Raw genomic sequence first — 13652 nt, 5'->3', positions numbered from 1 at the left:
CCTCATGAACCTCATAATCTGTGCCAACCTCTCTATGCCCGTTTGGTAAGGGTGCTTAGTGAGCGTATCCGTCCAACCTTGGAGAATGGTGGAGGCGGTGTGTGGGTCGTCGATGGTCTCTCATTAGGAGGACATTGCGGGCCTCACCGCGCACCCGATGAATCGTCAATGCCACTGTGCGGATACCATTGAGGGTCAGTCTTGGAAAACAGGGGAGCCTTCCGCTTGAGTACGCAGAACTATTATGACGACGCCCAGCTCTCTTGCGCAGCGATCGAACTTGCGGCAGCCGGAGCCTAAGGAAACTTGATGAAAGCGATCCGAGCGGCGATTGCCGGCGCGCTCCTCCTACTGATCGGGTTTCCAGTCCCCGCCGTGGCGCAGGAAGGGGAACTAATCGTCACGCTTCCGGAGGTGGTTGTTCCATCGCAACAGCCCACCCCCGCGCCTACCACCAGCCCCGAGCCCCCGCCGGTGAGCCCCACGCCAGCGCCCGCTCCGGCTCCGGCACCGGCACCGGCGCCTGCTCCAGCACCGGCTCCCGCTCCCGCACCTCCGCAACCCGCGCAGCAACCCGGCCCGGCCATTGACCCCGCCACGGGATTCGCCATCGACCCTGCCACCGGGTACCTGATTGAGCCGCAGACCGGTTTCCTGATCGAACCTGGGACTGGCAACCTCATCGATCCCGCCACCCGCTTCTACACGAACTTCCGTTTGGACTTCGCTACGGGGGAAGTCGTAGAGATTGAACCTGAACCCGAGGAGCCTACGGAGGAACCTTCCGAAGAGCCGTCCGAGGAGCCAGAGCCGACCTCGAGCGCACCCAGCCTTACACCGTCCCCATCTCCAACTGTCCCGAGCACAAGCCCGAGCCCCAGCGCATCTGCTCCGGATCAAACTGAATCCGCCAGTGATCAGGATGACGTATCTGTCGGCGAGCATCCGGTCACTAGGGTGCTCGTGATCCTGCTGCTCATTGGTCTGGGCGTGCTCTACTACTCCAAACTCCGTGGAGGCAGCCGCACCTAGCTGGTTGGGTATGGATAGGTAACGATTCGACGGAAATTCGTTCGATGGGGCACTTATTTATTGCCGGCGGATCGCAATCGTTAGAATGTCAAGTATCTTGAATGGATTCGACGCAATCGACATCAGGCACAGGTAAGGGGTAGTTCTTGCGCGTTTTGCTGCTGACGCACTCCTACGCGCCGGAACACAGCCCACCGCAGCGACGATGGACCCAGCTCATTCAAACCTTCCGAGCTGCGGGGTGGGACGTCGATGTCGTCGCTCCCGTTGCCCACGCTCCCCACGGTCGCCGCACCCTGCCAAAGCGGGAAGCAGGCCGTCCTTTTCGATCGGGTACGGGCGCCTACGGTGAAATTGTTCGCCGCGTTCCCTACCTCTGGCACAAGACCACGCGCATCGGTCGGCTAATTGACCATTTGTTCTCTGCAGGCATGACTATTCCTACCGCAGCCATGTGCCGCAGGCCCGACGTCGTCATCGTCACAGTGCCCAGTCTGCCGATCCTCGGCGCGGGTTATGTGGTTGCTCGAATGCTTAGGCGCCCGTTGGTGGTGGACATGCGGGATGCCTGGCCTGACATAGCCCGCGATGCACGTCTCATCCAGGGAAGCGCGAAGAGTCTCACTGAACGGGTCATCATCGCCATTCAAGACCGGGCTGATCTGGTCGTGACCGTGACGTATGGATTCGCGCGGACCTTGCGTGATCGCGGATTGAAGAATGTTGCAACGGTCACCAACGGTGTTGACATCGACCGTCTGCAAGAGCTCGACCCCGTACCGCTCGAGAAAAGCCGCCTGGATGTCTTGTACCTGGGGAATCACGGCGAGAGCCAGCACCTGGACATTCCCATTCGGGCAGCAGCTCTGATGGGGGACCGGGTGCGCCTGACGATGGTGGGCCACGGTGTGAAGCGCAACGAACTCAAGGCGTTGGCCGCAGCTCTTAATGCACCCGTCGAGTTCCATGATCCGGCGTACGGTCCCGAGGTGATGGAGTACTACCGCAGTGCTGACAGTTGCATTGTGGCACTTCGGGACGACTGGAAGTCCTTCGAGACAACCGTGCCGTCCAAGACGTACGAGGTTCTGTCGGTTGGAAGGCACGTGACGGGGATGGTCCGCGGCGAGGCCAAGAAGATCCTTGAGGACGCAGACGCTGGCCATGTTGTACCCTCCGATCCAAAGGCTTTGGCCGATCTGTGGCGGACGCTTGCTGACGATCGGCTGCAACTGCAGGTGAACGGCCACGGCCGACTCTGGGTACAGCACAATGCTGACGCACATACGTTGGGACAGTCCTACATCAACCTTCTTGCTGAGGTAGCCGGCGGCGGTCCGCACCGGTGACCTTGCTCCGCAATATAGGCCTGATAGTTGCCACTGCCGCACAGCACTTGGATGATGATCCCGTTCTCCTGCTGCTGCAGATTTCGCGTAGGCTTCCGGCGCGTATCGTCCAACCCGTTGCCGGTATCGTACGAAGAGCGGCACTCGGGCCCCTGGCAGCTGCGCTCAGCGCTCACATTCAGGGCGACGGCGCCAAACGGTCGGCCATTCTCGACGAAGCCCTGCGCGGAGGCATCACGGGCGCCGCCGCAGCGCACCTTGCAGATGTGTGCCTTGCCGCCAACGATCATCAACGCGCCGATATGTTGCTCGAACGAGCCGGCGCCGCCCCAGGAACACGCGCCCGCCGCCGCTGGTACGACGGTGACATGACCGGTGCGGTCGCCGAACTGACGTCGGCAGGTCTTCACCGCAAGGCCCGAAGGCTCGAGAGTGAACTAAGGGTTTTCCGTGGCTGGACCCCAACGCTCGACCCGGTACAGGGCTACGAACCGCAGGCGCAGACAGTGCTGCACGTGCTCACTAACTCCCTTCCGCATACGGGCAGTGGCTACGCCCAGCGGTCGCATTCCATCTTGAAGGCGCAGCACGAACTTGGTTGGAAACTCCACGCTGCAACCCGCCTTGGCTACCCGGTGCAGGTGGGAAAGCTTTTTGCCGAGGACACGGACGTGCTGGACGGCGTGGCGTATCACCGTCTCATTCCCACCCGCATGCCACCCGGCTTCGATCAGCGGCTGCAGGCCCAGGCCGAGGCGCTACTGGAGCTGGCGTTGCGCGTTCGGCCCGCCGTCCTTCATACAACCACGCACTTTGTGAATGGTTTAGTAACCCGGGCTGTAGCCGACTCGCTTGGGATTCCATGGGTGTACGAAGTGCGCGGTCAGCTTGCTGATACGTGGGCTTCCACTCGCGACGATGCGGCCAAATCGAGTGAGCGCTATAAACTGTTCACTGAATGTGAGGCGGCTGTGACGCGAAGCGCAGCCCTGGTGGTTACGTTGGGCGAGGCCATGAGGCAGCAAATCTTGGACGCGGGAACGGTCCTCGGCGAGGTGCTGCTCTGTCCCAACGCAGTCGGCGACGAATTCCTGGATGAACCGATCGGCTCACACGCCGCGCGCTCTCGGCTGGGCCTACCGTCTGGCGGCGTCTTCGTGGGCACGGTCAGCAGCCTGGTCGAGTATGAGGGCTTGGATGTACTACTCCAAGCCATTTCGTTGCTCGCAGAGGAGCGTCCGAAAGTGCGCTGCTTGATCGTCGGAGACGGCGTTGCGCGCTCAGCGCTGGAACAACTCGCACGCGAACTGGGAATTGCTGCTCAAGTGATTTTCACGGGACGTGTGCCGCGTGAACAGGCGCATCTGTACCATCAGGCGTTGGACATATTCGTAGTTCCTCGTCGAGATCTCGCGGTGACTCGAACCGTGACGCCGTTGAAGCCGGTCGAGGCGATGGCCTCTGCCCGGCCGGTAGTGGCGAGCGATCTGCCTGCCCTCAAAGAGATTCTGGAGAACTCAGTGACAGGAATATTGGTTGTCCCGGACGACGCGGAGGCTCTTGCCGACGCGCTGAGGGGCCTGATGGACGAGGACGGCGTTCGCGCCACGGCAGTTGCCTTGGGCACAGCGGGCCGTCAGTTGGTGCTCACCGAGCGGACCTGGGCAGGCAACGCTAGGGCTCTGGTGAGCGCTTACAATGATCTGAGCCTCGCAGGCTGATGGCGAAAATTGGTTCACAGCCGGCGTTGCCCGAACCGGCGGCGGTGCAGTCAATGCCGATCGATACGCGCGGACTTATTCGCGTCGGTGCAAGGCCGGCTTTCGTTGACTATCTCATCCAGCTCTGGGACCACCGAGAGTTTATTTTCTATGATGCCAAAGCGCGTGTTCAAAGTGGAAACCGCCGAGACCGTCTCGGTAGCGCGTGGCTCGTTCTCAATCCGGTATTCAACGGACTTACATTCTATTTTATTTTTGGCGTTCTTCTAGGAACGAGCCGCGGAATTGAGAACTTCATCGGCTACCTCATCATTGGGGTCTTCATTTTTCAGATGAGTGCTAGGGCAATCACGAACGGCGCCCGCTCCATCCAGGGTAACCGAGCTGTCATTCAGGCGTTCAACTTCCCACGTGCGACGCTGCCAATCGCAGTGAATGTCCGCGAGATCCTCGCGGGTGTGCCGGTGATTCTGGCCATGTTGGTCCTGATTCTCTTGTTTCCGCCGACGGAGGCCGTAACTCCGCTCTGGTTACTTGTCATCCCGGCGCTTTTTCTGCAGACCGTTTTCAATCTTGGCGTTGGGCTGATTCTTGCGCGGGTTATCTCCACGATCAACGACGTAACACATCTACTTAGCTTCGCCATGCGTGCTTGGATGTATGGGTCTGGTGTCTTTTTCTCATTCGACCAATTCATTGAGAACGATACGGTTCTCTCCATCGTGCAGTTGAACCCTCTATACGTGGTTTTGGATATTGTGCGCGACTGCGTGCTCTATGCGACCCTTCCGGAATGGCGCTCGTGGGCCATTCTTTCGGTCTGGGGATTGGGAGTTCTTGCAGTAGGGATTGTGTATTTCTGGCGAGCGGAGGAGTCCTATGGTTGCGAATAGTCACGCCCCTGCAGGAGGAAAGGGACAGGCCACAGTCGTAGTCGATCGCATAAGTATGAGATATCGCGTTCCATCGACGAAAGCCCAGCCGGAAGAGGCGCGCGGCCGTATCAGAATGATCAAGCGGGTTCTCGGGCAAACGCCCATGGTTTCCGTTCAGGCGCTCAACGAGATGTCGTTGGTCGTCGAGCGCGGAGAGTCGGTGGGCATAGTAGGGCGAAATGGCTCCGGTAAGAGCACCCTCATGCGCCTCATAAGTGGCCAAAGCGCGCCCACTTCCGGTGCTGTATTTGCCTCGAGCGTCCCGGTGATGCTAGGGGTGAACGCGGCACTTGTACCCGAGTTGTCCGGCGACCACAACATCGTTTTAGGATGTCTGGCCATGGGAATGACGAGAAGACAGATTGCGGACATGTTCGATTCGATCGTGGAGCTTTCCGGACTCGAAGGCGCGATACATTTGCCGATGAAGTCTTACTCCGCTGGTATGGCCTCCCGACTTCGGTTTGCTATCGCGGCGAGCGTCAACCCCGAGATCCTGCTGATAGATGAAGCGTTGAATACCGGTGACGCGCAGTTTCGTGAGCGCAGTAAGAGCCGGATGGATGAGTTGCGGGAAAAGGCTGGGACGGTGTTTCTAGTAAGTCATAGCTTGGAAACTATAAACGAACTCTGCTCGCGAGTTATCTGGATCGACAAAGGCGATTTGCTTATGGACGGAAAACCGAAGGAAGTAACGGAAACCTACGCGGACTTCGCGCGAAATTTGTCCAAAGGCAATGGTTTTTCGGCCGCGAAGTTGCGAGATGACGCCCGCCGCAATCTAATAGCCACTAAAGTGTTGGAACGTTCGCCAGGGCGGCGAAGCGCGTGAAATCAGCTGGATCAGTCCTTCTTGAAGCGCGTAGAGGTTTATGGCATCTGCGTAATGGCGGGCTGCGCGAACTGCGAATCTTCAGGGCCAGGCAGAAAGTCGAAGCGGGTATCACACTATTCGGGAACGTCGCCGGCGCACAGGGCGGATGGACCGGGCACGGTAAAAAGCGAGCGCTCCAGTTCTCACCCTTCACGCCAGTCAACCGCGAGCCGCGGCGAAATGACTTGACCGTTGCCGTGATCCTCGACGATTTCTCAGCACTGGCATTCGCATATGAGTGGAAAACAATAGTGCTCAGGAAAGATTCGTGGCGCACGCAACTGTCGGAAGTCGACGTGGATTTCCTCTTCGTGGAATCTGCATGGTCGGGTAACAACGGCCAGTGGAAGTACCAGCTCACCGGTGCTTCCAGGCTCAAGCCGGAGTTCATCGAGTTGATGGCTTGGTGTCGGCAGAACTCAATACCGTCCGTTTTCTGGAACAAGGAAGACCCGCCGCATTACGACGACTTCTTAGCCGCAGCGCGTGAGTTCGACGTTGTCTTCACCAGTGATTCCAATAAAATTCCCCGCTATCAGGAGGACCTGGGCCACAGCCGCGTTGGAGTGCTGCCGTTTGCGGCGCAGCCCGCCGTGCATAACCCGGTCCGCCCTCAATTCGGGTGGCGCGAAAGGGATGTCGCTTTCGCCGGCATGTACTTCGCACATAAGTATCCGGAGCGCCGCGAGCAAATGGACATATTGCTCGGGGGTGCGGCCGACGCTGGGAGGCGCATGACGATCGGGCTGGAGATTTTCTCCAGACAGCTCGGAGGCGATGAACGCTACCAGTTTCCTCCTGGCTTACGTGAGCATGTGGTCGGCAGCCTTTCTTACTCGCAGGTCCTCACCGCCTATAAGGCTTACAAGGTGTTTCTCAACGTGAACTCCGTAGTCGATTCGCCGAGCATGTGCGCCAGACGGATATTCGAAATCACGGCGGCAGGGAGTTCAGTGGTCAGCACGCCAAGTGCCGCGATCTCTTCGTTCTTCACGACAGATGAGCTGGCGACGGTCGAGTCACGCGAGTCCGCGGCCTCAATGTCTCGGGCCCTTGTTAGGAGCCCCGAGCTGGCGGACCGCATGATCCATAAGGCGCAACGCAAGATCTGGTCGACGCACACGTACGCACACCGCGCCGAGTCTGTAGTCGCCGCAATTACACCTGAGCGGGAAGTTCCGGTGCGTCGATCAAGCATCTCGGCATTAGCTTCGACCATTCGACCCCATCAGGTGGAGCACATTTTCAGGACTATCGGCTCTCAGATCGGTGTCAGCTGCGAGCTGGTTTTGCTAACACACGGGTTCGAGCTTGATGTGGCGGAGGTCCGGGTGCTGAGTGAACGCTACAGCGTGGAAAATTTCACTCTTCTTTCAGCGACAGAAGATATTAGCCTGGGTGCTTGTCTGAACAGATGCGCACAGGCAGCTGGCGGTGAGGTAGTAACAAAGATGGACGACGACGACTATTATGCGCCGCACTATCTCGGAGATCAGTTGGATGCCCTGAGTTACTCCGCTGCTGACGTCGTGGGTAAACATGCCCATTACATGTACCTGGCCGACAGAGACGCCACCCTATTACGTTTCCCAGAACAAGAGCACCGGTTCACGCGTCGGGTTATGGGTCCTACTCTTCTCGCGAGAAAGACCGTGTTTCTAGAACACCCTTTCGAAGATCGAGCACGCGGGGAAGACACCGCTTTCCTTGAGTCTGTGAATGCAAGCGGCGGCGCCGTGTATTCGGCAGATCGCTTCAACTACGTCCAAAACCGTCACGGCGGCGGCCACACTTGGGAGGTCAAGGAAACTGATCTTTTAGCTTCAGCGGATGTGCATTTTTTCGGTAAGCCTCACCACCATGTCACAATTTAGGGGAGTACATTGATGAATTCAATCAACAAAGTCGCGGTTATAGGACTCGGCTATATTGGTTTACCTACTGCGGCGATACTCGCAACGAACGGGCTGAATGTCGTTGGCGTGGACATCAATCGACAAACCGTTGACGCCGTCAATAGGGGCGAAGTCCCTTTCGTAGAGCCTGACCTTAGTGTTCACGTTGCAGGCGCCGTCGCTCAGAAGCACCTATCGGCCTCCACAGAAACTCCGATGGCGGAAGCTTATATTGTTGCTGTTCCCACACCGTTCAAGGACGACAAGAGCGCGGACCTCTCGTATATCGAGGCTGCTGCGCACGGAATCGCAGAGAAACTGCAGGGCGGAGAACTTGTCATACTGGAGTCGACCTCGCCGCCCGGGGCCACCCAGCATTTGGCTGATTACCTGATCAAGCTACGCCCGGACTTGAGCCTGGACGGGGAAGAAGGCCGCCCTCAAATCCTACTCGCACATTGCCCGGAGCGTGTGTTACCGGGACGAGTGATGATTGAACTAGTAACAAATGATCGTATTGTAGGCGGGATAACTCCCGCTGCTGCACAAAAAGCAAAATCCTTATACGAAGTATTCTGTCAAGGTGAAATCCACCTAACCGATGCAGTCACCGCTGAGATGGCGAAGTTGGTGGAGAACTCGTTCCGAGACGTCAATATCGCTTTTGCTAACGAACTGTCGATGATCAGCGAAAAGCTCCAAATAGATGTGTGGGAACTCATTTCTCTCGCCAACCACCACCCCCGCGTCAACATCCTTCAACCGGGGCCCGGAGTCGGTGGTCACTGCATAGCTGTGGATCCCTGGTTCATCGTTGACGCTGTGCCGGAACAGGCGAAACTCATCCGCACCGCTCGCGAAGTGAACGACTCGAAGCCCCTGTGGGTGGTCGAGCAGGTGATTGCCGCTGTCAACAAAGTCCCGGAGTCGGTTGTGGCGGTGCTCGGGCTCGCATTCAAGGCGAATATTGATGATCTTCGGGAATCACCGGCAGTTGATATTGTGCGCGTGTTGAGCGAAGAACTGCCGTCCGCAAGGATTCTTGCAGTGGAGCCGCACATCGAGAAACTCCCACCGGCGCTCGAACGTTCGCAGAATGTCGAACTGGCTGAGGCGCCACACGCTCTAGAAGAAGCCGACGTAGTGGTGCTACTCGTTGCTCATGATGATTTTCGTGACATCTCTAGCGCTTCTTACGATGGGAAGGTCGTCGTCGATGTCATCGGGTTCGACAGCTCCCCGGAACTCATGCTTGCTCACACACGGGCAGAGGCGCCCTCCCTATGATCCACCACGACGAACCTGGTGCTTCATCTCCACTCACCCGCGCAAAGCGGGCCAAGTATCTCGAAGACCCCGACGCTTTGATCGTTCGATACGAGGGACTTGCGCAGCGCGCCAAGAGAATGGAAGCCCAGATAGCGCAGACTCAACCTCAGCTGGCGGAGGCCCGAAGGCGCTTGGCGGAGGTCAGCGCGACGAATGATCAGCTTGCTGCAGACGTCGAACGGCTCAAATCGCTGGTGTCTCATCTGCGTACATCAACAAGCATGAAGGTAGGCAAGTTTGCAACGGCACCCTTGCGTGCAGGCAAGAAATACTACCATCAGTCACGTCAAGGCCAGGATGTAGAAGAGACCAAGCCTCAAAGTGCACCCGCAGTCGCGCCGAAGAAGGCGACTGCGGCAAATGTACCTCCAAGGGCCGTCGCAGAGCGCTCTGGCTCGAATGAAATCCAAGTTGAACAGCTGCGGGCAAATTACATCGAATCAGGCCTGCCCTCCGACCTGCTTCGATTGGTGTCCTTTCTGTATTACTCAGCTGGAGACATAACAGAAGCCAATCGCCACCTCGAAAGCGCACAACTTGCTCCCGCAAGTCTGAGCGTCAAGGAACGCCGACTCGTGAACGCCGTTACCAGCAGAGCCCGCATTCAGGCAAAAGGACTGAGGCTTCCTCCGAAACAGTCGAATCCTGTTTACCTAGCTGAGCGTGATCGTGTGATGTATTGCGTTCATAGCGTCGAACCTTACAACTCGAACGGATACTCGACGCGGTCAACGGGCATGATCAAGGGCATGCTTTCGGCCGGTCTCGATGTTGTCGTGGCAGCGCGTCCCGGATACCCCTGGGATGCGCGGACGGATACGCCTCCCCTTCAAAGCGAGACTTATGTCGTTGAACGTCTGGGAGCTGAGCACTATTTCTCATCTGGACCGAACCTCCTGGAAAATGGTCTAGATCATTACATACAGCTGGCTGCAGACAAGTACGTTCAAGTGGCGCTGAAGAAGCGTGTATCGCGGATCATTGCGGCGTCGAATCACATAACTGCTCTTCCCGCGCTTATTGCTGCTCGACGTCTCGGAATACCTTTCTCCTACGAAGTGCGCGGTCTATGGGAAATCACCGAGTCTTCGACGCGAGCAGGGTTCGCGACAACTGACCGCTTCTTGCAAGCGAGAACTCTCGAAACTTTGGTCGCCGCGAATGCGGATGTAGTTTTTGCGATCAATGAGCAGGTGAGGGAGGAACTGGTAGCGCGAGGCGTTGCCCTGGAATCGATCGAGTTGCTTCCCAACGCGGTGGACCCCGACCAGTTCTCGCCGCTTCCTCCTCACTTGGAGACATTCAAAAGGCTTGGACTTAAGAAGGAGCAATTTGTTGTCGGGTATGCGGGCAGCATGGTCCACTACGAGGGACTGGACGTTCTACTCCGCGCAATGTGTCACCTTTCGGACACGGCGGCCATTCGGGTCGTGCTTGTGGGAGACGGAGCGGCAGCAAGCGAACTCAAGCAGCTTGCTCGTGATCTGGGAGTTTCTGACAAGGTCGATTTCGTTGGGCGAGTCGCAGCCGAGAGAATCCCTGAGTATATAAGTTGCTTTGACGCTGTGATATGTCCGAGGCGTTCTCTTGAAGTGACAAACATGGTAACGCCCCTGAAGCCGCTCGAGGCTATGGCCGCCGGACGACCAGTAATCGCTTCTGACCTACCTCCGCTGCGTGCTCTGGTTGGCGACTCTGGCGCACGGGGGTTTCTATTTTCTCCTGACGACCCTGAATCGCTGGCGAAGTGCATACTTCATGTGGCTGAGAATGAAGAGCTATCAAGCACGGCCGCACGTCGTGCCCGGAAGTGGATAGTCGAACGGCGAACATGGAATCAGGCCGGAGTTTCTGTTAGTACGACGCCGCATTCAGTCCTCGACCGAAATGCGCCTTCCCTGAGCCTGAGGGACGTCACTGTGGGTTTCATTGCTGACCCCTTCACACTGGAATCTCTCACTCCCGAGTGCAATGCTGTCATCCTTACGCCTGGCGCCTGGCGAAGTGAGATCGAAACCAATCCTATTGATGCACTATTCGTAGAATCGGCTTGGGAGGGTGTCGACGGGCTATGGCGTCAAAAGGTTGGTTACTACGATGAATCTAGGTTCAGCGCGTTGCGTACACTCATTGAATATTGCCGGGAGAATGAGATTCCGACGATATTCTGGAACAAAGAGGATCCGGTTCATTTCAACCGATTTATCGAAACTGCCATCCACTTCGATCATATATTCAGTACCGATGATGGATCCCTAGAGGAATATTTGAAGCGATCGACCTCGCAGGTACGCAGTGTTGCCTCGTTGCCTTTTTATGCGCAACCGCGTCTACATAATCCAATCTTGGGGGATCGTCCGTATAGTCATAAGGTTGCATACGCTGGCAGTTATTATGGGAGCCGTTACCAGAAGCGCTCGAATGAACTCAGGTCACTATTGACCGCAAGCCGCAATCACGGACTCACAATCTACGACCGCCAGCATCTCAACCCCCAGTCGCCCTACAAATTTCCCGAGGACCTTTCTGCCTACGTCGCGGGGGGCCTTGAGTACGGCGAGATGGTCCAGGCGTATCGAAGCCACCCAGTACATATAAATGTGAACTCTGTTAGTGAATCATCGACGATGTTTTCCCGGCGAGTTATGGAGATCGCCGCGAGCGGCAACCCGGTCGTGAGTGGACCGGGTCGCGCCATTCAATGGATGTTCAACGGGGCGGTTCCGGTCGTGACTAAGGGTGGCGAAGCTGAGATTCTGATCGATCATTGGATGCATCACGAGAGAGATCGAAATCTGGATGCCTGGATCGCACTTAGAACAGTGACACGAGCGCACACTGCCGCTGGTCGACTCGCCTACGTCTTACGAACGGCCGGCCTGGAAGTTTCAGCCCCGGAGTTCCCTGCTTACTCGGTGATTATGGGTCATTTGACCAAGCGAGGGGTGGAAGTTTTGAACTCACAGACTGTTCCACCGTCCGTAGTCCTCTATCGAACCAAGGGCGACGATGCGGGACATCTGAATGAGATGTTCGTTGAGGCGTCGGGGGACTTGGTTTCTCGAGTGGAGACTCCCTTCTACTGCGAGCTCTCAGATAACGCTATTGATAGAACGTACTTCGAGGATGTGCTTTCCTCACTCTCCTACGTGGAGTGGGATTCAGCCGTTATCGATGAGACGGATGTCGATAGCACTGGCCATGGTCTGGTAGAACGCGGCAGCATCGAGATTGAAGGAGCGGTGATCAAGCGTATGCGCCCGCAAACCTCTCAAGTCGGGGTGAGACTTCGACGCTCAATCGTACGGGGAACTGGAAGTACAAAAGCTCCGGCAGCTATCGACGGTCCGATAACAAAGAAAACAATTCTATTCGCAGGTCATGACTTCAAATTCGCGCGAGGCCTAATGTCGAAGCTCGCCTCTGATGGCCACACCATTATCGTCGATGAATGGGCGGGGCACGGTCAGCACAATGAGGAGTTGAGCCAGTCACTGCTTGGGCAGGCTGATCTAATATTCTGTGAGTGGACGTTGGGGAATGCTGCTTGGTATTCCCGCAACAAGCGGCCAGATCAACGGATTGTGGCGCGCCTGCATTCACAAGAACTGTTCAGCCCGCATTTGGCGAAGGTGAACTTCAGCGCCATCGACCGCATCATTTTCGTAGGCGACCATATTCGAAGGATAGCTCTGCGTGATTATGAGATAGGCGCCGATAGATCCCTTGTAATCCCCAATCCTGTCGCCGTGGCGCGATTGCGGAAGCCAAAGACAGATGAAGCCAAGTTCACTCTTGGTCTGGTAGGCATAGTTCCTGCTCAGAAGGGACTACATCACGCCTTAGACCTTCTTGAACGGCTTCGTTCAAAGGACTCCCGGTACAATCTGCACATCAAAGGTAAGCGACCCGAGGATTTCCCATGGATGGCGCAACGCCCCGACGAAATGGCATACTATGATGCCCAGTTTGCGCGCATTGAGCAGAGCCCGCTCCTAACCGGAGCGGTGACCTTCGATGCCCACGGCAATGATATGCCGGAATGGTATCGCGGAATTGGTATAGTACTGTCCGTTAGCCGCTTTGAGTCTTTCCACCTTACGCTCGCCGATGGAGCCGCATCAGGCGCACTGCCCCTGAGCCTGGCGTGGCCTGGAGCAGACCGTATATATCCACCAAGTTGGCTTCACGCTTCCGTAGAAGATATGAGCCGCGAGATACTCTCCCTGGGCACCGGCGAAAGATATCGAGTAGCAGTCAAAGAAGCAGTCGCGTTCGTCGCAGACAATTTCGAGGAGACCGCTATACTCGATCGGCTTGCTCGGGCGGTGCTCGGGTCCAATGGATAGACGCAACGGTATGGCTGCGGGCCGTTGAGGGCGCCGCCGGAGCCGGGCCGGCTTCGGCGATGGGCTTAGCCGAAACGTGGTGAGCACCTGAGTTGCACTAACCAGTGCAACTCAGGTTCCATGACGAGTTGGTCGGAAGTCCCACCACAGTGCGTGTCCGTGGGTATT

General features: G+C 57.1%; 8 protein-coding genes. All 8 read left to right on the top strand.

Annotated features, from left to right (window positions below; translation table 11 throughout):
- Positions 1–309 precede the first annotated feature (309 nt).
- Positions 310–1032: a hypothetical protein gene (locus tag Q0877_RS10975; protein ID WP_299167697.1), complete on the top strand. Its 723-nt coding sequence runs from the start codon at positions 310–312 to the stop codon at positions 1030–1032.
- A 146-nt stretch (positions 1033–1178) separates the two neighbouring features.
- Positions 1179–2381, top strand: a complete 1203-nt coding sequence (locus Q0877_RS10970) for a glycosyltransferase family 4 protein (protein WP_299167696.1) — start codon at positions 1179–1181, stop codon at positions 2379–2381.
- Between the two features lie 47 nt (positions 2382–2428).
- Complete coding sequence (locus tag Q0877_RS10965; RefSeq protein WP_299167694.1) at positions 2429–4102, top strand: glycosyltransferase; 1674 nt, start codon at positions 2429–2431, stop codon at positions 4100–4102.
- Positions 4102–4995, top strand: a complete 894-nt coding sequence (locus tag Q0877_RS10960) for an ABC transporter permease (RefSeq protein ID WP_299167692.1) — start codon at positions 4102–4104, stop codon at positions 4993–4995. The genes Q0877_RS10965 and Q0877_RS10960 overlap by 1 nt, the downstream gene beginning before the upstream one ends.
- 115 nt (positions 4996–5110) lie before the next feature.
- Positions 5111–5869, top strand: coding sequence for an ABC transporter ATP-binding protein (locus Q0877_RS10955; RefSeq protein ID WP_299167690.1), 759 nt, complete (start codon positions 5111–5113; stop codon positions 5867–5869).
- The gene (locus Q0877_RS10950) at positions 5866–7785 is read left to right on the top strand and encodes a glycosyltransferase (RefSeq protein WP_299167688.1); all 1920 of its coding nucleotides are present in this window, start codon (positions 5866–5868) and stop codon (positions 7783–7785) included. The genes Q0877_RS10955 and Q0877_RS10950 overlap by 4 nt, the downstream gene beginning before the upstream one ends.
- Before the next feature lie 12 nt (positions 7786–7797).
- A complete protein-coding gene (wecC, locus tag Q0877_RS10945; protein WP_299167686.1) occupies positions 7798–9093 on the top strand; it encodes a UDP-N-acetyl-D-mannosamine dehydrogenase in 1296 nt (431 codons plus the stop codon).
- Entirely contained in the window at positions 9090–13484 is a 4395-nt protein-coding gene (locus Q0877_RS10940) for a glycosyltransferase (RefSeq protein ID WP_299167684.1), read from the top strand. Before wecC ends, Q0877_RS10940 begins: the two co-directional genes overlap by 4 nt.
- Positions 13485–13652 lie beyond the last annotated feature (168 nt).

Origin of the sequence: uncultured Arthrobacter sp., from assembly GCF_947495145.1 — a bacterium.
Classification (GTDB): domain Bacteria; phylum Actinomycetota; class Actinomycetes; order Actinomycetales; family Micrococcaceae; genus Arthrobacter_D.
This window is presented reverse-complemented; position numbering and strand designations above follow the sequence as displayed.